The organism is Rhodopseudomonas sp. AAP120, assembly GCF_001295845.1.
In the GTDB taxonomy this organism is placed as follows: Bacteria; Pseudomonadota; Alphaproteobacteria; order Rhizobiales; family Xanthobacteraceae; genus Rhodopseudomonas.
Genome location: NZ_LJIC01000073.1, coordinates 79,951 through 100,827, shown reverse-complemented (window position 1 = coordinate 100,827; position 20,877 = coordinate 79,951). Strand labels below are relative to the sequence as shown.

The 20,877-nt window shown below is 66.8% G+C and carries 16 protein-coding genes; 9 read left to right on the top strand and 7 right to left on the bottom strand.

The window, feature by feature from the left end; all coding sequences use genetic code 11:
* Both glmS and IP86_RS13230 read left to right on the top strand, forming a co-directional pair.
* On the top strand, nucleotides 1–1,658 hold a 1,658-nt coding region (gene glmS / locus IP86_RS13235), incomplete at its 5' end, for a glutamine--fructose-6-phosphate transaminase (isomerizing) (RefSeq protein ID WP_054163005.1).
* A 239-nt stretch (nucleotides 1,659–1,897) separates the two neighbouring features.
* Entirely contained in the window at nucleotides 1,898–2,695 is a 798-nt protein-coding gene (locus IP86_RS13230; RefSeq protein WP_054162996.1) for a DUF502 domain-containing protein, read from the top strand.
* 77 nt (nucleotides 2,696–2,772) lie between these two features.
* On the opposite strand, the gene recG is transcribed toward IP86_RS13230, so the two are convergent.
* Nucleotides 2,773–4,875 (bottom strand): ATP-dependent DNA helicase RecG, encoded by a 2,103-nt coding sequence (gene recG / locus IP86_RS13225; protein WP_054162995.1) that lies wholly within the window; start codon nucleotides 4,873–4,875, stop codon nucleotides 2,773–2,775.
* A 155-nt stretch (nucleotides 4,876–5,030) separates the two neighbouring features.
* Between recG and IP86_RS13220 the strand changes: the two genes are divergently transcribed.
* Together IP86_RS13220 and mfd are read left to right on the top strand one after the other, a co-directional pair.
* Nucleotides 5,031–5,321: an FAD assembly factor SdhE gene (locus IP86_RS13220; protein WP_054162994.1), complete on the top strand. Its 291-nt coding sequence runs from the start codon at nucleotides 5,031–5,033 to the stop codon at nucleotides 5,319–5,321.
* Complete coding sequence (gene mfd, locus IP86_RS13215) at nucleotides 5,318–8,836, top strand: transcription-repair coupling factor (RefSeq protein ID WP_054162993.1); 3,519 nt, start codon at nucleotides 5,318–5,320, stop codon at nucleotides 8,834–8,836. Before IP86_RS13220 ends, mfd begins: the two co-directional genes overlap by 4 nt.
* Nucleotides 8,837–9,005: 169 nt before the next feature.
* On the opposite strand, the gene IP86_RS13210 is transcribed toward mfd, so the two are convergent.
* From IP86_RS13210 to IP86_RS13200, 3 genes are all read right to left on the bottom strand, one after another.
* A complete protein-coding gene (locus IP86_RS13210) occupies nucleotides 9,006–10,238 on the bottom strand; it encodes a hypothetical protein (RefSeq protein WP_054162992.1) in 1,233 nt (410 codons plus the stop codon).
* Nucleotides 10,239–10,299: 61 nt separating this feature from the next.
* Nucleotides 10,300–11,823, bottom strand: a complete 1,524-nt coding sequence (locus tag IP86_RS13205; protein WP_054162991.1) for a class I adenylate-forming enzyme family protein — start codon at nucleotides 11,821–11,823, stop codon at nucleotides 10,300–10,302.
* 15 nt (nucleotides 11,824–11,838) lie between these two features.
* Complete coding sequence (locus tag IP86_RS13200) at nucleotides 11,839–13,554, bottom strand: extracellular solute-binding protein (protein WP_156332495.1); 1,716 nt, start codon at nucleotides 13,552–13,554, stop codon at nucleotides 11,839–11,841.
* Nucleotides 13,555–13,929: 375 nt separating this feature from the next.
* Here IP86_RS13200 and IP86_RS13195 point away from each other — a divergent pair, with 375 nt between their 5' ends.
* Nucleotides 13,930–14,715, top strand: a complete 786-nt coding sequence (locus IP86_RS13195; protein ID WP_054162990.1) for an invasion associated locus B family protein — start codon at nucleotides 13,930–13,932, stop codon at nucleotides 14,713–14,715.
* 110 nt (nucleotides 14,716–14,825) lie between these two features.
* On the opposite strand, the gene hspQ is transcribed toward IP86_RS13195, so the two are convergent.
* Both hspQ and IP86_RS13185 read right to left on the bottom strand, forming a co-directional pair.
* The gene (gene hspQ, locus IP86_RS13190) at nucleotides 14,826–15,158 is read right to left on the bottom strand and encodes a heat shock protein HspQ (RefSeq protein WP_054162989.1); all 333 of its coding nucleotides are present in this window, start codon (nucleotides 15,156–15,158) and stop codon (nucleotides 14,826–14,828) included.
* Nucleotides 15,159–15,369: 211 nt separating this feature from the next.
* Entirely contained in the window at nucleotides 15,370–15,963 is a 594-nt protein-coding gene (locus IP86_RS13185; RefSeq protein WP_054162988.1) for a TetR/AcrR family transcriptional regulator, read from the bottom strand.
* Between the two features lie 188 nt (nucleotides 15,964–16,151).
* On the opposite strand from IP86_RS13185, the gene IP86_RS13180 reads away from it, so the two are divergent.
* Entirely contained in the window at nucleotides 16,152–16,871 is a 720-nt protein-coding gene (locus IP86_RS13180; RefSeq protein ID WP_197279785.1) for a class I SAM-dependent methyltransferase, read from the top strand.
* A 174-nt stretch (nucleotides 16,872–17,045) separates the two neighbouring features.
* A complete protein-coding gene (locus IP86_RS13175) occupies nucleotides 17,046–17,999 on the top strand; it encodes an AEC family transporter (protein WP_054162987.1) in 954 nt (317 codons plus the stop codon).
* A gap of 17 nt (nucleotides 18,000–18,016) precedes the next feature.
* On the opposite strand, the gene IP86_RS13170 is transcribed toward IP86_RS13175, so the two are convergent.
* Nucleotides 18,017–19,213 (bottom strand): UbiH/UbiF family hydroxylase, encoded by a 1,197-nt coding sequence (locus tag IP86_RS13170; RefSeq protein ID WP_054162986.1) that lies wholly within the window; start codon nucleotides 19,211–19,213, stop codon nucleotides 18,017–18,019.
* A gap of 131 nt (nucleotides 19,214–19,344) precedes the next feature.
* On the opposite strand from IP86_RS13170, the gene pcsA reads away from it, so the two are divergent.
* Nucleotides 19,345–20,079: a phosphatidylcholine synthase gene (gene pcsA, locus IP86_RS13165; RefSeq protein ID WP_054162985.1), complete on the top strand. Its 735-nt coding sequence runs from the start codon at nucleotides 19,345–19,347 to the stop codon at nucleotides 20,077–20,079.
* Entirely contained in the window at nucleotides 20,076–20,798 is a 723-nt protein-coding gene (locus IP86_RS13160) for a TerC family protein (protein WP_054162984.1), read from the top strand. The genes pcsA and IP86_RS13160 overlap by 4 nt, the downstream gene beginning before the upstream one ends.
* Nucleotides 20,799–20,877 lie beyond the last annotated feature (79 nt).

The window sequence follows — 20,877 nt, the reverse complement described above, 5'->3', positions numbered from 1 at the left end:
GGCTCGCGCGCGAGCCGTTGTCCGGCCATGCCGGCATCGGCCACACCCGCTGGGCGACCCACGGTAAGCCGACCGAAGCCAACGCGCATCCGCACGCCGCCGATGGCGTCGCCGTCGTGCATAACGGCATCATCGAAAACTTCCGCGAATTGCGTAACGAGCTTCAGGCCGACGGCGCCAAGTTCGCCAGCGAAACCGACACCGAAGTCGTCGCGCATCTCGTCAACAGCTACATCCGCGAGGGCGCGTCGCCGGTCGAGGCGGTGAAGGCGGCGCTGCCGCGGCTGCGCGGCGCGTTCGCGCTGGCGTTTCTGTTCGAAGGCCACGACGACCTGATGATCGGCGCCCGCAAGGGCTCGCCGCTGGCGATCGGCTACGGCGACGGCGAGATGTATCTCGGCTCCGACGCGATCGCGCTGGCGCCGCTCACCGACGATATCAGCTATCTCGACGACGACGATTGGGTCGTGCTCACCCGCAAGGGCGCCGAGGTCCGCGACGCCAAGGGCGATGTCGTCCAGCGCGGCGTGATCAAGTCCGGCGCGTCGTCCTTCGTGGTCGACAAGGCCAATTATCGCCACTTCATGGCGAAGGAAATTCACGAGCAGCCCGAAGTCGTCGGCCATACGCTGGCGCGCTATCTCGACATGGGCAGCGAGTGCGTCGCGTTGCCGACCAAACTGCCGTTCGACTTCAAGGATATCCAGCGGATCTCGATCACCGCCTGCGGCACCGCGAACTACGCCGGCTATATCGGCAAGTACTGGTTCGAACGCTTCGCGCGGCTGCCGGTCGAGATCGATATCGCGTCGGAATTCCGCTATCGCGAGGCGCCGCTGCACAAGGGCGATCTGGCGATCTTCATCTCGCAGTCGGGCGAGACCGCCGACACGTTGGCGGCGCTGCGCTACGCCAAGGAGCAAGGGCTGCACACGCTGTCGGTGGTCAACGTCCCGACCTCGACGATCGCGCGCGAGAGCGAAACGGTGATGCCGACGCTGGCGGGCCCGGAGATCGGCGTCGCGTCGACCAAGGCGTTCACCTGTCAGCTCACCGTGCTGGCCGCACTCGCGGTCGCTGCCGGCCGGGCGCGGGGTGAATTGTCCGACCAGGACGAGACCAGGTTGGTGCAGGGCCTGATCGAGCTGCCGCGGCTGATGGCCGCGGCGCTCGCGACCGAGCACCAGGTCGAACGGCTGGCGCGCGACATCGCCAAGTCGCAGGACGTCCTCTATCTCGGCCGCGGCACCTCCTATCCGCTGGCGCTGGAGGGCGCTCTCAAGCTGAAGGAGATCTCCTATATCCACGCCGAAGGCTATGCCGCCGGCGAACTCAAGCACGGCCCGATCGCGCTGATCGACGAGAAGATGCCGGTCGTGGTGATCGCGCCGTATGACCGGGTGTTCGAAAAGACGGTGTCCAACATGCAGGAAGTCGCCGCCCGCGGCGGCCGCATCATCCTGATCACCGACGCCAAGGGCGCCGAGGAGGCGACGGTCGAGTCGCTGGTGACGATCGTGATGCCCGACATGGCGGCGGCGTTCACGCCTCTGGTGTATGCGATCCCGGCGCAACTGCTCGCGTACCATACGGCCGTCGTGATGGGCACCGATGTCGACCAGCCGCGCAACCTGGCCAAGTCGGTGACCGTCGAATAGGCAGCGCCGCAACTCTATCCACACCCGCCAGTTGTTGAGGCGGCTCGAACCGCCTATATCTCGCACCACGCGGGCAGGCCTTTCCGGCCTTTCCCGATGGCGCAGCGGTTCGCGTGGAAAAGGTGTCGAGACACCATTCTGGTGGAGCGGTTCCGATGCCAACGGAACCGAAACTGCATTAGAGTGGACGCACGCCGTCAGTTCGCGGCGCATTTCAATGTTGCCGACCTGGACGCCGCATGAACGATACGCCCAATCCGCCTCTCGGTGAGACCGTCCAGGATCCGCCGCGCGGATTCATGGGACGGATTCGGAATTACTTTCTGACCGGCCTGATCGTCGCCGGCCCGGTCGCCATCACCTTCTATCTGACCTGGTGGTTCGTGAACTGGGTGGATGGCTTCGTCCGTCCGTTCGTGCCGCTGGACTATCGACCCGAAACCTATCTGCCCTTCGCCGTGCCGGGCTCCGGCCTCGTCGTCGCCTTCCTGGCGCTGACGATGCTCGGCTTTCTGACCGCGAATCTGATCGGCCGGTCGCTGGTCGATCTCGGCGAGCGCCTGCTCGGCCGGATGCCGGTGGTGCGGGCGATCTATCGCGGCCTCAAGCAGGTGTTCGAGACGCTGTTTTCGGGCAACGGCAACAGCCTGCGCAAGGTCGGGCTGGTCGAATTCCCGTCGCCGGGGATGTGGTCGATCGTGCTGATCTCGCTGCCGCCGAACGAAGAGATCGCGACCAAGATCCCCAGCCCGGACGAGCACATCTCGGTGTTTCTGCCTTGCGCGCCGAACCCGACCACGGGCTTCTTCTTCTACGTGCCGCGCAACCGGGTGATCCCGGTCGATCTTAGCGCCGAGGAAGCCGCGACGCTGATCATGTCGGCCGGCGTGGTGCAGCCCGGCTCCGACCCGCAAAAGAAGATCGCCGCGCTCGCCGCCACCGCGCTCGCCGCCAAGAAGGCCGCGGGCGAGCCGGAATCGGCGTTTTCGCGGCGGCGCGTGAAGGCGCCGGAAAAAGCCTCCGACAAGGTCGATTAGTTGCGCGTTCGGCGCGCGCCCCGGAATGACCAGCTTGGGGGCCGTGCGACGTTGCGTGCCCGACGGCATCGTTGATCCTAACCCGCGCCGAGCAGCGGGATCGCTTCGTCGCGTTCGTACAGATACAGCAGGCAGCGCAGCGCGTCGCCCTGCGGGCCTTCCAGCTTCGGATTGTCCTTGAGGATGCGCAGCGCTTCGTCGCGGGCCTGGGTGATCAGTTGGGCGTGGACCTCCGAGCGCGCGATGCGGTAGCCGGGCAGGCCGCTCTGGCGGGTGCCGAGCACGTCGCCTTCACCGCGTAGCTTGAGGTCTTCCTCAGCGATGCGGAAGCCGTCGGTGGTCTCGCGGATCACCCGCAGCCGTGCCGCGGACATTTCGCCGAGCGGTTCCTTGTAGAGCAGCAGGCAGGTCGACGCCTCGCTGCCGCGGCCGATCCGGCCGCGCAGCTGATGCAGTTGCGCCAGCCCGAAGCGCTCGGCGTTTTCGATTACCATGATGCTGGCTTCGGGCACGTCGACGCCGACTTCGACCACAGTGGTCGCGACCAGCACGCTGATCTCGCCGCGCGCGAACTGGCCCATCACCCTGTCTTTGTCTGTCCCTTTCATCCGGCCGTGCACCAGGCCTACACGCTCATCGCCGAAGCGCTGCCGCAGCGACTCGTAGCGCTGCTCGGCGTCGGTGAGTTTGACGTTTTCGGATTCTTCCACCAGCGGGCAGATCCAGTACACGCGCTTGCCGGCGGCGATGGCGCGGCCGATGCCGTCGATCACTTCCGGCAGGCGCTGCTCGGACAGCGCGCGGGTATCGATCGGCTGGCGGCCGGCCGGCTTTTCGCGTAATTCCGCGACGTCCATGTCGCCGAAATAAGTCAGCACCAGCGTGCGCGGGATCGGCGTCGCTGACAGCACCAGCACGTCGACATCGGCGCCCTTGCTGGTCAGTGCCAGCCGCTCGCGGACGCCGAAGCGGTGCTGCTCGTCGACCACGGCGAGGGCCAGCGATTTGTAGATCACGTCGTCCTGGATCAGCGCGTGGGTGCCGACCAGGAAATCGATCTCGCCGCTTTCCAGCCGCGCCAGAATCTCGCGGCGCTCCTTGCCCTTCTCGCGGCCGGTGAGGATCGCCACGTTCATGCCGGCGCGCTCGGCGAGCGGCGCGATGGTCTTGATGTGCTGGCGCGCGAGAATCTCGGTCGGCGCCATTAGCGCGGTCTGCTTGCCGGCCTCGGCCACCGCCGCGGCGGCGAGCAGCGCAACCACGGTCTTGCCGCTGCCGACGTCGCCCTGCAGCAGCCGCAGCATCCGCACGGGCTGCTGCAGATCTTCGGCGATCGCCGCGGCGGCGTCGCGCTGCGAGTTGGTCAGCGCGTAGGGCAGCGCGTCGATGATCTTATGCCGCAGCCGGCCGTCGCCGGCATTGCGCGCACCGGCGGGGCGACGGAGCTGCGCGCGCACCAGCGCTAGGGCAAGCTGGCCGGCGAGCAGTTCGTCATAGGCGAGGCGTGACCAGAACGGACCCGCCGGCAGGATGTCGGTCGGCTCGACCGGGATGTGGACGCGTTGCAGCGCCTCGGCGAATGGCGGAAAGCTGCAGCGGCGCAGCACCTCGGGGCTGATCCATTCCGGCAGCGCCGGCAGCTTGGTCAGCGCCTGCGCCACCGCGCGGCGCATCGCGCCGATCGCCAGCCCTTCGGTCAACGGATAGACCGGGTCGATCTTCGGCAGCTTGGCGAAGCCTTCGGCGTCGACGACGCGGTCCGGATGCACGATCTGCAGCGTGCCGTCGTAGAGCTGGCCGGTGCCGGAGACGTAGCGCGTCTCGCCGACCGGCAGCAGCTTCTCGAGGTACTCGGCCTTGGCGCGGAAGAACGCCAGGATGACGTCGCCGGTGTCGTCGCTGGCATAGACCAGATATGGCGCGCGCGAGCGGCCGGGCGGCGGTGGACGGTGGCGGTCGACGGTGACCTCCAGCGTCACCACGGTGCCGGGCTGGGCGTCGCGGATCTTGGGCCGGGAGCGGCGGTCGATCACGCTGACCGGCAGATGCAGCAGCAGATCGGCCAGCCGCGGGGTGTCGTCGCGATCCAGCAGATAGCGGAACAGCTTGTCCTGCTTCGGGCCGACCCCGGTCAGGGTGGTGACGGGCGCGAACAGGGGATTGAGCAGAGCGGGGCGCATCGAACTGGTTCGGATGAACGACGTTGGCAGCAGGCTTGAATGCATTTTGCGCGGATTGCAATGCGCGGCGGCGGGCTGACAGCCGCCGCGGCGGCGGCTATATCACCTCCGCCCGGCACGTCCGGGCTTTCGTCGTTGACCGAAGGTTTCATCCCATGACCGGCACCACACGATCGAGCGGCGGGCTCGATGACCGTCGCAAGCGCCTGCTGTTCCGCTGCTGGCACCGCGGCACCCGCGAGATGGACCTGATTCTGGGCCAGTTCGCCGACGCCGAGATCGGAGCCTTGAGCGACGCCGAGCTCGACGAGCTGGAGCGGCTGATCGAACTCAACGACCACGACCTCTACGCTGCGGTCGCGGGCGGCGACACGCTGCCGCCCGCGTTCAAGGGCGGCCTGTTCGAGCGGATCAGGACCTACGGCCATCAGGGCGGCGCGGCATGAAAAGTCCGGCAAAGTCACCGGCGGAATTGCTCACACCCGGCAAGGCGCTGACTTTTGCCAATGTGGCCGAAGGCGCCGAGGGACTGATCGTCTCCGATCTCGCCCGAGCGATCGCGGCGCGGCCGAAGCCGCCCGCGGTGAGCCTCGCCGTGATCTGCCGCGACGGGCCGCGCATGCAGCAACTTGCCCGCAGCCTCGAATTCTTCGCGCCGGACGTCGGTGTGATGCAGTTTCCGGCGTGGGACTGCCAGCCCTATGACCGCGTCTCGCCGCATGCCGGCATCCTGGCGCAGCGCGTCACCACGCTGGCGAAGCTGTCGCGCCTCACCGGCAGCGACAAGCCGCTGATCGTGCTGACCACCGTCAACGCCGCCGTGCAGCGCGTGCCGGTGCGCGAGATCATCGCCGCGCAGGCGCTGTCGGTGGCGCCCGGAAATATCGTGCCGATGGATTCGGTGGTCGCCTGGCTCGAGCACAACGGCTACAGCCGCGCCTCGACGGTGCGCGAAGCCGGCGAATACGCCGTGCGCGGCGGCATCCTCGATCTGTTTCCGGCCGGGCTCGACCAGCCGGTGCGGTTCGACTTCTTCGGCGATCAGCTCGAATCGATCCGCACCTTCGACGCCGAGACCCAGCGCACGCTGCATACCATGCGCGGCCTCGACCTGGTGCCGGTGTCGGAATTCCAACTCGTCACCGAGACCATCCGCCGCTTCCGCATGGGCTACGTCGCCGCCTTCGGCGCGCCGAATCCGGCCGATCAGCTCTACACCGCCGTCAGCGAAGGCCGCCGCCATCCCGGCATGGAGCATTGGCTGCCGCTGTTTCAGGAGCGGATGGACACGCTGTTCGATTATCTCACCGGCACGCCGGTGGCGATCGAGCCGCAGAGCGAGGACGCGGCCCGCGAGCGCTTCAAGCAGATCGCCGATTACTACGACGCCCGCCGCGAGGCGATGGATCAGCCGGGCTCCGGCGCGATCTACAAGCCGCTGCCGCCGGACCAGTTGTATCTGACCGAAAAGGAATGGGGCGAGCGGCTGGAGGGGCGGCCGCTGGCGCGGCTGACGCCGTTCGACGTCCCGCCCGAAGGCGGCGCCGTGGTCGACGCCGGCGCGCGGGCCGGGCGCAATTTCGCGCCGGAGCGGGCCGACGCCAACGTCAACGTGTTCGAGAAGCTGGTCGCGCATGTGCAGGCGCTGCAGGGCGCGCGCAAGAAGGTGGTGATCGCGCTGTGGAGCGAAGGCTCGCGCGATCGCATGGCCAGCATGTTGAAGGATCACAAGCTGATCCATCTCACCAGCGTCAATTCGTGGCGCACGGTGCAGGCGACGCCGCGCAACGAGACCACGCTGGCGGTGGTGGGGCTTGAGTCAGGTTTCGAGACCGACGCCTTTGCGGTGATCACCGAGCAGGACATTCTCGGCGACCGCTTGGTGCGGCAGCGCAAGGCCAGCAAGAAGCTCGACAACTTCATCTCGGAAGTCACCAGCCTGTCGGCCGGCGACATCGTGGTGCATGTCGAGCACGGCATCGGCCGGTTCATCGGGCTGCAGACGCTGGAAGTCGGCGGCGCGCCGCACGATTGCGTCGAGTTGCACTACGCCAATGAGACCAAGCTGTTTCTCCCGGTCGAGAACATCGAGCTGTTGTCGCGCTACGGCTCGGACGGCACCAATGTCGAGCTCGACAAGCTCGGCGGCTCGGGCTGGCAGGCGCGCAAGGCCAAGCTCAAGAACCGCATCCGCGAGATTGCTGGCGAGCTGATCAAGATCGCGGCCGAGCGGCATCTGCGCCAGGCGCCGAAGCTGCCGGTGCAGCCGCATCTCTACGACGAGTTCTGCGCGCGCTTTCCCTACGACGAGACCGAGGATCAGCTCGCCGCCATCAACGCGGCGCTGGGCGATCTGGAGAAGGGCACGCCGATGGACCGCCTGGTGTGCGGCGACGTCGGCTTCGGCAAGACCGAGGTGGCGCTGCGCGCGGCGTTCGCGGTGGCGCTCGACGGCAAGCAGGTCGCGGTCGTGGTGCCGACCACGCTGTTGGCACGGCAGCACGCCAAGACGTTTACCGAACGCTTCCGCGGCTTCCCGGTGCATGTCGGCCAAGCGTCGCGGCTGGTGTCGCCCAAGGAACTGACGCAGGTCAAGAAGGGCATCGCCGACGGCACGCTGGACATCGTGGTCGGCACCCACGCGCTGCTCGGCAAGTCGATCAAGTTCAAGGATCTGGGCCTCGTCATCGTCGATGAGGAGCAGCACTTCGGCGTCACCCACAAGGAGAAGCTGAAGCAGCTGCGCGCCGAAGTGCACGTGCTGACGCTGAGCGCGACGCCGATCCCGCGCACGCTGCAGCTGGCCATGACCGGCGTCCGCGACCTGTCGATCATCGCGTCGCCGCCGGTCGACCGGCTTGCGGTGCGCACCTTCGTGGCGCCGCACGATCCGCTGATGATCCGCGAGGCGCTGCTGCGCGAGCGCTATCGCGGCGGGCAGGCGTTCTACGTCGTGCCGCGGATCGACGATCTCGCCGAGGTCAAGGACTTCCTCGACAAGCACGTGCCGGAGATGAAGGTCGCGGTCGCGCACGGCCAGATGCCGCCGACGGTGATCGAGGACATCATGTCGGCGTTCTACGAGGGCAAGTTCGACATCCTGCTGTCGACCACCATCGTCGAATCCGGCCTCGACATTCCCAACGCCAACACGCTGATCGTGCACCGCGCCGACATGTTCGGCTTGGCGCAGCTGTATCAGCTGCGTGGCCGCGTCGGCCGCTCCAAGCTGCGCGCCTACGCGCTGTTCACGCTGCCGCAGCACGGCATCACCGCGCAGGCGGAGCGGCGCCTCAAGGTGCTGCAATCGCTGGAAACGCTCGGCGCCGGCTTTCAGCTCGCGTCGCACGATCTCGACATTCGCGGCGCCGGCAATCTGCTTGGCGAAGAGCAGTCCGGCCACATCAAGGAAGTCGGCTTCGAGCTGTATCAGCAGATGCTCGAGGAGGCGATTACCAACCTCAAGGCCGGCATCGTCGACGAGCCGGTCGCCGACCGCTGGTCGCCGCAGATCACGATCGGCATGCCGGTCCTGATCCCCGAGGAGTTCGTTCCCGACCTCGCGGTGCGGCTGTCGCTGTATCGCCGGCTCGCCGATCTCGACTCCGATGAGGAGATCGCGAATTTCGGCGCCGAGCTACGCGACCGCTTCGGCCCGCCGCCGGACGAGGTGCGCTATCTGTTCCAGGTCGCGGCCATCAAGGCGTACTGCCGCCACGCCAATGTCGAGAAGGTCGACGCCGGCCCGAAGGGCGTGGTGATCACCTTCCGCGACAATTCCTTCGCGCATCCGGACAAGCTGGTGTTCTTCATCAAACGCCACGGCGAGGCCGCCAAGGTGCGGCCCGACATGAAAGTGGTGTTCTTCCAGGTCTGGAAGACCCCGGAGGAGCGTCTTGCCGGCACCACCGACATCCTCAAGCAACTCGCGGAGCTGGCGGGGAGCAAGAAGGCGGCGTGAGGACCTAGTTAGTCAGCCGACGTTCTCTCCCCGTCATTGCGAGGAGCGAAGCGACGAAGCAATCCAGCCCCGGGCACTGCGCGGCTGGATTGCTTCGCTACGCTCGCAACGACGGGGGGAGGCCGCGCTCAAGTCGCAAATTTTCACCGCTGCTGTGATCATGCCGCGCCTACGACGCGGCGCGGCGGGTGTCGAGCTTGGCGAGGCGGGACAGGATGGCGCGAGCGGAGTCGCCGGACATCATCGTTGCCAGCGAGACGTCGGGATCGATGCGGCTCTCGCGGCGCGCGGAGTGCGAAGTCTGCCGGATCACGGCCATCAGCCGCCGGGCGATCGTCTGGGCGCCGCGTAGGTCCGCTTCGGCGAACACCACGAGAATGCTGCCGTCGGGCAGCAACGTGCCGAAATCCATCTTCCGCATCAGCCGGCTGACGATGCGCGCGGTGTCGAACTGCGCGCGCGGCTCGGCGCGGTTCAGCACGAATTTCGCCACCGACAGGCCGTCGCCGCGCACCTGCGCGTGATACACGGCGGTCGCGAAGTCGCGTTCGAAAGCGCTGGGCGTGAGCAGGCCGCTGCGTGGATCGATTAGCCCGCCGGCATCCAGCGCGCGGAGAAGTCGGCCGAGCTGAGCTTCGAACGCATGCTGCCGGACCAGGGGCAGCGCCGCCGCCACGATTTGCGCCGGCTCGCCCTGAACGAAATCGAGATTCGGCAGATCGACCGGCCGTTCCGATGGCGGCGCCGTCACCACGATCGGCAGGTTGCGAAAGCGGGTATCCTCGAACAGAACGGTCAGGAACGCATCGACGACGCGCTGGCTGAAGCCCTCGGCCAGAACGATGCCATCGAGTTCGCGCGCGTTGAGATGCTTGGCTGCGGCTTCGATCGACAGCGCGCCGACGACGCCGACGCGTTCGCCCAGCGCGACGGATAGCGCCGGGTAGGCGGCCCCTCGGCCGATCAGCAGGACGGTGGCATCCTGAAGCGGGTCATGCTGCGGCGGTTGTTCGATGCCGCCGTCGTCGCTCAGCCGGCGCAACGTGGTTGCGTGCAGGGTGCGGACCCGCAGCGCCGCGCGCAACCGCGGCGGCAGTCGGTCGAGATCGTCGCTGGCGAAACCGATGATATTGCCGGCGGTCGCGCGGTGCGGACCGAGCGCGACGAGCGGCACATAGGGCTCGATGGCGGCCACCTGCTGCGCGAGCGCGTCGAGCGCGTCGTTTGATCCGGTGGCGATCACGGCGGAGGGCTGCAGGCGGATCACGGCGTCACGGGCGTCGCGCCAGCCGACTGCCTCTGCCGGGAGCAGACGCGCCTCGGTGAGCGCCGACAGGATCCGAGACGGTTCGTCCGACGAGATGTCGTCGGCGATGATCAGGATAGGCGCGTGATACGACATCGACGGGAGCCGGTTCTCCGCTGCACGGAGCCGACCCTAGGCCAGGTGCCTTAATACGGCGTCAATGTGGATGAGAGTCGTCGCCACGCGCCGGGCTGTCCCGAAAGGCTTCGACCATTAAAGGATTTAGGCCGAGTTCCGAAAGCGCTTCGCGAGCTCGGGCGTTGTCCTGGGCGCGGCCGGCGAGCCGATATCCGCTCCAGCGATCGGGTAGTGCGGTCAGCAGCGCGCCCTGGCCGAGTCGCTTGGCCCATTCCTGGAGATCCTGCGCCAGGAACCGGTATCCGCCGACCGCCATCACGCCGGACGGCGGCGCAGTGATACAGATCGCCCCGGTGGTGCGATCCAGCCGGGCGGCGAAGCCGGTATCGACGAAATCCGGCGCCGGCGGCGGCCGCGTCCCGGCATGCAGCGGCGGCAGCGGCGCGTAGGCGGCCAGAGTCACCATCGGGCCGCGCAGGCCGAGCGTGCCTTTCGGCGTGATCAGGACCTCGCCCGCGGAGGTGCCACCGGGCTGATTGCGCGGCGCCGTGTGCGGACCCGGCAGGATCGGGACCGCGGCGCCGTCGGCTCCGCGGCGAGCGCCGAACAATCCCGCCTCGCCGAACAGGTAGATGTCGGTGAAGCCGGTCGGTGCGCCGGTCCAGGCTGTGCTGGCGGCGACCTGTTCCGGCGCGCGCCACATGCCGATCACGCTGCGCAGCGTCGGCGCCCGGGCCGGCAGGCCGGCGTCCCCCAGCCGCAGCGCCAGGGGAGCCGGCGCAACCAGCGTGTCGCAGCCGAGCTCGCGAATTTCGGATTCCAGCAGCGCCTCGTCGAACGGATGATGCAGCGCCAGCGTGCCGCCGCTCAGCAGCCAGGTCACCATCGACGACGCCAGCCCGGCGAATGACGACAGCGTCTGCGCCGACATCAGCATCGCGCCTTGCGGCACGCGGCTCTCGAGGAACACCGCGAGGCCGCCGGCGATCATGTGCAGATGGGTGCGCGGGATCGCTCGGACGCCGTCCGGCGTGGTGTCGAACGAGATGATCGCGGCGCGGCGGGCATCCTGCACGCCTGGATCGAAATCGGCGCCGACCTCCTCGGTCATCGCAACGTCGAGCGATGCCATGCCCTCTGGCAGGTCGTCGCCGTAGCCGCCGACATAGCGGATCGAGAAGGCTTCGGCGGCGGCGTTCATCGCCACGTCGGCGTGGCTGACGCCGTCGATCCAGCGCGACGACACGATCGCGCGCGCACCGGTCCGGTTGAGCGCCGCAGTGACGTCGGCCTGTCGCCAGAGCTGCGGCAGCAGCGCCACCACCAGGCCGGCGCGGTGCGCCGCCAGGATGGTGAGCGGGAATTCGATCGTATTCGGGAGCTGCAGCGCGATCACGGCGTTCTGCGGCAACCCCGCGGCGGTGAAGTGAGCGGCGAGGGCGGAGATCGCCTTGTCGGCCTGCGCGTAGGTGAGCCGGGCCGGCGGCTGCCCGGTGATGCGCTGCTTATCAGCAGGATCGATCAGCGCGATGGCGTCGGGCTGGCGCGCCAGGATGCGGCGAAACAAACCGTCGAGGGTCGGCGAAGCGTGGGGCTGGGTCACTTGATCACCTCTGCGTCACCGTGGCTGTATCGATGGCCGGGCCCACCAAGTCTCCGGAAGATAGCCGGTCAGCGCGGTCGCTCCCGGCCGTTCTATCCGATTCCACCGCGCGATCCATTGCTCCTGGATGTTGTAGAGCGGGATCACGTAGAAGCCCGAGGTCAGAATGCGGTCCAAAGCGCGGACTGCCGCGACGAAGTCCGGCCGGCGGCGCGCGGCGATCATCTCGGCGATCAGCGCGTCGACCGCCGGATCCTTTACGCCCATGTAGTTGCGGGTGCCCTGGATGTCGGCGGCTTCCGAGCCCCAGTAGAAGGATTGCTCATTGCCGGGCGACAGCGACTGATCCCAGCGGTTCGGGATCATGTCGAAATCGAACGAGATCCGGCGCTGATCGAATTGCACCGCGTCGACCACGCGGACGGAAGCGGCAACGCCGATGCGCTTGACGTCGCGTGCGAAGGCCAGCGCGATGCGCTCCTGTTCGCGGGTGGTGACGAGAATCTCGAAACTGAGCGGCTGATGCGTCGCGCGCCGGCGCATCACCGTGCCGTCGAGCTGATAGCCGGCCTCCGCCAGCAGCGCGAGCGCGCGCCGCAGCGCGGTCCGGTCGCGGCCCGAGGCGTCGCTCACCGGCAGGCGGAAGCTGCCGTCGATGAAGTCGGGGCGCAGCCGGGCCAGATAGGGCCGCAGCAGGCGGAGTTCGTCGGGGCCGGCCGCGCGGCCATAGGCGGACAGCTCCGAGCCGGCGAAGTAACTGCCGCTGCGGGCATAGAGGTCGAAGAAGTAATTGTGGTTGATCCACGCGAAGTCGAACATCTGCAGCAGCGCTTCACGCACGCGGATGTCGGCGAACACCGGCCGCCGCGTGTTGAACACCAGCACTTCGGTCGGCTGCGGCGTGCCGGGTTTCACGACGTCGCGAATGACCTCGCCGCTGCGCGCCGCGGGAAAGCCGTAGCCGTCGTGCCAGCGAAGCGGCTCGGTTTCGACCCGGTAATCGTAGATGCCGCGCTTGAACGCCTCGAATTGTGAGTTGGCTTCGCGGAAATACTCGACGCGGATTTCATCGAAGTTCCACAGCCCGCGATTGACCGGCAGATCCCGGCCCCAGTACTCGGGGTTGCGCGTCAGCGTCACGCTGCTGCCGGCCTTGACGGCGCTGACGCGGTACGGTCCCGAGCCGATCGGCGGCGTCAGCGAGGTTTCCTCGAAGGTGTCGGGATTGACGGCGTGCCTGGGGAAGATCGGCATCAGGCCGAGGATCAGCGGCAATTCGCGATCCTGCGCATCGCTGAAATCAAACCGGACGGTACGATCGTCGATCGCTGCGGCGCGCGCCACCTTGGCGTAGTACAGGCGGTGGTTGGGCCGACCCTTGTCGCGCAGCAATTGCCAGGAGAACAGCACGTCGTCGGCCAGCACCGGTCGGCCGTCGGAGAATCTCGCCCGCGGATTGATCCGGAACGTGACGTAACTGCGGGTGTCGTCGGTTTCGACGGATTGCGCGAGCAGGCCGTACAGCGTGAACGGCTCGTCATTGCCGCGCGCCATCAGGCTCTCGACCACATAGCCGCGGATGCGCTGCACCGCGAGGCCGCGCACGATGAACGGGTTGAGGCTGTCGAAAGTGCCGAGCACGCCCTCCACCAGGCGGCCGCCTTTCGGCGCGTCCGGATTGGCGTAGGGCATCGCCGTGAAGTCGGCGGGCAGGGCGGGGTCGCCATGCATCGCCAGTGCGTGCGACGGCTTCGCTGCCACGCTGGTCTCGGCCGCTCTGGTGGGGCTGATCGCAGCCGCCAGGCCGAGCACAATCAGCGTCGTCAGCACGGCTCCAAGGCGGCGCGTGCCGGTCGCGAATCGTTCATGTGATTCGGCGCTCTTCACCCCCGAGGATTTACCACAAGGGAGTGATCCAACGGGCCGTGGATGATTGTCGCCATTGATCTTTTCGTATGCCGATGTATTGAAAGCGGACGCGCGACGGTGCCCGACCGGCCCGTCACGTAACTGCCTCAATTGGCTCCGAGACACCGGCCGAACGGCCAGATGCCAGCTCCCGCGTCGCTGTGGGGTGCGCGACCGTTTCAGAAAGGGTTTTCCGCAATGAAGTCTTGCAACTTGGTCGCGCCGGCCGGGCCGCGCGGGCGGGCATTTGCCCTGCTGACGGCGACGGCGGTGTCCGTCATGGCCGTCGCTTCCGCCGCGCAAGCGCAAGCCCCGCAGCAGCAGCCCGCGGCTCCCAAGGCTGCCCCGGCGCCGAAGGCCGCCCCCAAGGCGCCGGCGAAGGGCGCTCCGGCCGCTCAGGCCCCTGCCGCCGGTGCGGCGCAGCCGCAGGAACAGCAGCAGGTTCAGCTGATCTACGCGCCGTGGACCAAGTTCTGCCTGAAGGGGCAGGACGCCAACGCCAAGCAGGTCTGCTTCACCGGTAAGGACGGCCGCATCGAATCCGGCCAGCCGGTGATTGCCGCGGTGATCATCGAGCCGGAAGGCGAGCCGAAGAAGATCCTGCGCGTCACGCTGCCGCTCGGCATGCAGCTCGTCCACGGTACCCGCATCATCGTCGACAGCAACGCGCCGCAGCAGAGCCCGTATGTGATCTGCTTCGCAAACGGCTGTATGTCGGACTACGAAGCGACCCCCGAACTGATCGCCAACATGAAGAAGGGCCAGAACCTGGTGGTTCAGGCGATCAATTCCAACGGTGCGCCGCTGACCCTGCCGTTGCCGCTGGCCGAGTTCGCCAAGGCCTATGACGGTCCGCCGACCGACCCGAAGCAGTTCGAAGAGACCCAGAAGAAGCTGCAGGAAGAGCTGCAGAAGCGCGCCGAAGAGCAGCGCAAGAAGCTCGAGGCGCAGGCGCCGGCCGGCGCCAATCCGGCCGCGAAGTAACACAGCGACATCTGCGAATGAAAAAGGGCGCCCCAACAGGCGCCCTTTGTCGTTCCGGACTGCTGCGTATGAGCGAAGCGCGGTCCTGCCGCGCCGGATGCAGTTCCGGGCTAATTCAGCGACGAGTTGCGCGGGCGATAGCCGCCGGCCTTGTCCTTGACGAAGATCTCGGCGACCTGCGAATGCCGGATCGGTTCGCCGGAATCGTCGGGCAGCAGGTTCTGCTCCGACACATAGGCGACGTATTCCGACTCGGCGTTCTCGGCGAGCAGGTGGTAAAACGGCTGGTCCTTGTGCGGCCGGACCTCTTCCGGAATCGACAGCCACCATTCCTCGGTGTTGTTGAACTCCGGATCGATGTCGAATACCACGCCGCGGAACGAAAAAATCCGGTGGCGAACGATCTGCCCGATCTGAAATTTGGCGGTTCTCGTCTTGATCATCAGAGTCGCATAAACCAGGATTGCGGCCGATGCTAGGGCTTCCTCATTGGCAGCGGTCGCTTGATCGGCCGCAGCGCTGTTTAGAGGCAATCTCACGGTCAAATCGCAAGGTCTTGATTGACAAGAGGTTTGGTGTTGCCGGGCTATGCCTTGGAGCAGGCTGGGCGGCTGCGACTGCCCGTCAGGTCCGGCAACGCTGTGTGCGACGGCATCACAACGCGTCGTGCAGGCTCGCAAACGCCTCGCGAAGATATTGCGGCGGCGGCCGCTTGCCCTGGTCGTCGCTCCAGGCGTCGATCGCAAGGCGAAACGCGCCGACCGATAGCATGGCAACGAACCGCAGCGACTTTCGCCGCTTGGCTTGGGGCCATTTCTCGCACAGCGCTTCGAACACGGCTTGTTCCTGGGCGATGTATTTTGCATTCCTAGCGGCGCGGAGCGTTTCATTGGTCCGGAGAACGCGGTCCAGCGCGATACTTTGCTTGGAGTCGAAACCGAGCACCAATTGCCGGAGCGCGTTCTCGACGACCTCGATCGGCGGGAGATCGGAGGGCTGCGCCAGGATGGCTTCACGGATCAGCGCGGTGAAGTTGCTCTGCCAGGCAAGGATGACCTCTTCCTTGGACTTGAAGTAGTAAAAGAACGTCCGGCGAGAAATCCCGGCAGCCTCTGCGATCATGTCCAAGGTCGTGTTGTCGTAGCCGATGGCCATAAACAGACGCAGTCCGGTCTCCGCGATCCGCGCCAGCGTCTCGCGTCGTTTGCGCTCGCGCACTCCGATGTCGTTGCTGTCGTGGCCTGTCATCACGTCTTCGGGATCGAGCCGCCGGCTCCTTGAAAAATTACACTCGGTGCAATAGCAATTTTACACGGAGTGCAATTTTGAAGCAAGGATGCCGTATGCTTTGTCTGACACTGCTTGATGCGAATCCCCGGCTGCAGTCGGGCTCGACGGTTTGCCGTCCTGCCAGCCTCGAATGGACGAGCTGACGAATGTCGAGCCTCGACACGCCGCGGTGCCACTGGTCCTACCAAAGCTGGTGCAAGACTCGCGAGCGACGCGACGCGCGTCCACGCTGGCGCAACGTCGCGTCGTTCGATCCCGTCTCGTTCTTCCTGGCTTGGCTCGCCGCGCCCCGCCGTGTCGGAGCGGTGGCACCATCCAGCGATGCCCTCGCGAAGATCATCACACGCGACATCGGCCAGACCACCGGCGCTGTCGTCGAACTTGGGCCGGGCACTGGTGCATTCACCGACATGCTGCTGAGGCGCGGCGTCCGGCAGGAGGATCTGACGCTCATCGAATATGGCTCGGAGTTCATTCCGGCGCTGCAACTCCGCTTTCCGGGCATCCGCGTGATCTGGATGGATGCGGCGAGTCTCGGATCATCCGGCGTGTTCAAGCCGGGCGAAATCGGCGCCGTGGTCAGTGGCCTTCCTTTGCTCAGCATGTCGCCGCGCAAGGTCATGGCTATCCTCGAGGGGGCGTTCTCAGCGATCCGCCCCGGCGGGGCCTTCTATCAGTTCACCTACGGGGTGAGTTGCCCGGTGAGCCGCCCGATCCTCGATCGCCTCGGCCTCAAGGCGGTCCGGGTCGAGACGGCGATCCTCAACTTGCCGCCAGCCACGGTCTATCGCCTGACGCGCCGGAACCCCCGGCCGATGCGATCGATCGATCATGCCCGCGAGGCAGACAACCTCCCGGTCGACTGATCGCGCTCTGAACACGCCTCCGCGGGCGAGATCCGGTCGATGAGCCGTCGGCCGGATCATCGGCGTCCAGCGAAGGCGGAAGAAACGCGTCGCAGCGAGGCAGAACGTTGCCTATAAGACCCGAACGGATCATCCCGTTCGCGTCTCTCGGCCCCCCGCCTTGCTGCAGTTTCCATGATCGATATCCTCAACCTGGCGCTTCCGTATTTCGGGCTGATCTTCGTCGGCTTCGCCTGCGGCCGGCTGAAGCGGCTGCCGGAGAACGGCCTCGCCTGGATGAACTTCTTCCTGCTGTACGTCTCGCTGCCGGCACTGTTCTTCCGGATCATGTCGAAGACGCCGTTCGAGGAACTCAACAATCTGCCATTCGTGCTGGCGACGACGCTGGGCACCGCCGTCGCGTTCTTCCTGTCGGGCGCGCTCGGCCGGATCATCGGCGGGCTGACGATCCGCGAGGCAACCATGGCAAGCCTCGCCGGCGGCTACGGCAACATCGGCTATATGGGGCCGGGGCTGGCGCTGGCGGTGCTGGGGCCCAAGGCGGCGGTGCCGGTGGCGCTGATCTTCTGCTTCGACAGCATCTTCCTGTTTTCGGTCGTGCCGGTGGCGATGGCGCTGACGGCGGGGCAGCGGCGCCCGCTGCTGCCGACCATCATGCACGTCGTCCGCGAGATCGTGCTGCATCCGCTCATAGTCGCGGCCTATCTCGGTGCCGCTGCGGCGGCGCTGCATGTGCATCTGCCGGCGGCGGTCGACAATACGTTGCAGTTTCTGCAGAACGCCGCCGCGCCGGTGGCGCTGTTCACGCTCGGCGTCACCGTCGCGCTACGGCCGTTTGGGCGCGTGCCGTGGGAGATCCCGAGCCTGATCGGCGTCAAGCTGCTGCTGCATCCGGTGATCGCACTCGGCCTGATGCTGGCTTTCGGTCCGTTCTCGCCGGAATGGGCCGGTACTGCGGTATTGATGGCATCGCTGCCGCCCGCGCTCAACGTGTTCGTGATTGCGCGTCAGTACAACACCTGGGTCGAGCCGGCATCGGTCGCGGTGCTGATCGGCACCTTCGTGTCGGTGGTGACGCTGACCACGGTGATGTGGCTGATCAAGACCGGCCACATGCCACTGCTGTAGCGATCTCAGCAGTCAGATCAGAGTGACCGCCAGAACGGCGACAGGCCCTCGCGCATCGCGATCCGGCGTAGCGGTCCGACCGAACTGAGCAATTGCATTCCGGCGGCACGGACCGCCTGCGCCGGCAGCAGCTCGCTGAGCAGCGTGCGGTTGGCCATGTCGATCGCGAAAGTGCGGCTGGCGACGTCGGCCCCGCGAGCGCGGCCGAACCGCGCGATCACCGCATCGCTGCCGGGATCCTGGTCACGCGCCATCGCGTCCTCGACGATTTCGGCGATGTCGCCGGCGTCACGCAGGCCCATATTCAGTCCCTGCGCGCCGATCGGCGGCACCACGTGGGCGGCTTCGCCGACCAGCACGATGCGATTGCGGCCGTAGGCGCTCGGCTTCTCGATCGCGAGCGGAAACAGGTTGCGGCCGGGTGCGACGCTGACCTTGCCGTAGATCGAGTGCGACTGTTTTTCGGCAGCGGCCGACAGTTCGTCGTCGGTCAGCTCGCTCAGTCGCTGCGCTTCCTTCGGCGACGCGACCCAGACAATGCTCATGTGGCGGCCGGGCAGCGGCACGAACACGCACGGTCCCTCGGCGGTGTGGAATTCAGTCGAGACGTCGTTGTGCGGACGCGAAGTGGTGATGTTGAAGGTGAGGGCGGACTGCTTGAGCGGCCGGCTGCTCACGGTGATGCCGGCAGCCTGCCGGCACTGCGACTGGCGGCCATCGGCGCCGATCACCAGGCGTCCCGACAGGGTCTGGCCTTGTCGGGTGATCACAAGCGCGCTCTCGTCGCCCGGCGTCACCGTCGCGGCTTCGTCGTCGAACCGGTCGACATTGCCGACCTCGGCCGCGCAGGCTTCGAGCGCGACCATCAGCTTGCGGTTCTCGATGTTGTAGCCGAAAGCATCCATGCCGATCTCGCTGGAGACGAACCGCACCTCCGGGGCGCGGATCAGCCGATCGGTGGCGTCGACCAGCCGCATCGTGCGCAGCGCCGCGGCGTCGCCGGCACAGCGCGCCCAGACGCCCAGCTTGTCCAGCAGATCGATCGAATCGCCGAGCAGCGCCGTGGTTCGGTTGTCCGCGTAGGGCACCTTGCGGGCGACGAGAGCGGTGAGGGCGCCGGTGCCGGCCACCGCAAGCGCGGCTGCCAGACCGGCGGGGCCGCCGCCGACCACGATGACGTCGTAGCTGTTGGGTTCGAGCAGGGTCTGGGTCATAGCAGAGACAATCGTCAGTCGGGGCCCCGATTTCAAGCCCGCATCGGAACTTTAACGCTGCCGCGGCTCGGACGGGCCACCACGGTCGCGGGAAATGCAAAGTCGCGCCGGACCTGATATGGCGTGAGTCGATGACCCCGCTGGACCAGACGCCGCTGCCGCCGGCTTCGCGCCCCCGTCGCCTGGCCGCATTCGCGGTGCATCTGCTGACCGCCGCCGGCGCGGGCGTCGCGCTGTTGGCGATGCTGGAGGCGGTTCGCGAGCATTGGGCGGCGATGTTCGGGTGGCTCGGTCTCGCGCTGCTGATCGACGCGGTCGATGGTCCGCTCGCCCGCCGGCTCGATGTCGGCCGGCTGCAGCCGGATTGGTCGGGCGACGTGCTCGACCTCGTGGTCGACTTCCTCACCTACGTGTTCGTGCCCGCTTATGCGATCGCCGCCAGCGGGCTGCTGGTCCCGATCGCCGCACCGGTGCTGGGCGTCGGCATCGTGGTCAGCTCGGCCCTGTACTTTGCCGATCGACGGATGAAGACGGCGGACAATCACTTCCGCGGCTTTCCGGCGCTGTGGAACGCAGCGGCCTTCTACTTGTTCTTGCTTCACCCGCCCGCCGCCGTCGGAAGCCTCGCCATCGCCGCCCTGATCGTGCTGACGTTCGTTCCCGTGCATGTGCTGCATCCGGTTCGGGTAGCGCGGCTGCGCGGATTCAACCTGACGCTGATGGTGATCTGGAGCGTGCTGGCGGCCTACGCCCTCGTGCGACACTTCGCCGTGCCGGCCCCGGTGACCGTCACGCTTTGTGCGATAGCGTTCTATATAGTCGCCGCAGACGCCATCATCCGATTGATTCAACGAGCCCGACGATGATCGACCTGATCTACAGCCCGGAAGCCTGGGCTGCACTGCTGACGCTGACCGCGCTCGAGATCGTGCTCGGGATCGACAACATCATCTTCCTCTCCGTGCTGGTGTCACGGATTCCCGAACCGCAGGCGACCCGCGCCCGCCAGATCGGCCTGGCGCTGGCGCTGATCTTCCGGCTGATCCTGCTCAGCCTGCTGGTCTGGCTGACGGGGCTGACGGCGCCGGTGTTCACGATCGCCGAGCAGGCGTTCTCCTGGCGTGACATCATCCTGATCATCGGCGGTCTGTTCCTGATCGCCAAGGCGACGCACGAAATCCACGCCGAGGTCGAAGCCCGCGAGGCCGAGCACAAGACCTCGAACGTGCAGAAGGCATTCTTCTGGGTGATCGTGCAGATCGTGGTGATCGACCTGGTATTCTCGGTCGACTCGATCCTCACGGCGATCGGCATGGCCGAGCACATCGAGATCATGGTCGCAGCGGTGCTGATCGCGATGGCGGTGATGTACATCTCGTCCGGCCCGGTGGCGCGGTTCGTCTCCGAACATCCGACCACCAAGATGCTGGCGCTCGCCTTCCTGGTGCTGATCGGCGTCGCGCTGGTCGCGGACGGCTTCCAGTTTCATATTCCGCGCGGCTACATCTACTTTGCGATTCTGTTCTCGGCCGCCGTCGAACTGTTCAACGTGCTGGCCAAGCGCAACCGCACCCGGACGCGCTGACGCAACGCAGCGAGCCTCCCGCGCGGCGGTCGGTTGACAACGCCGCGCGGATGGCATTCGGTTGCCCGACGCGGAAACT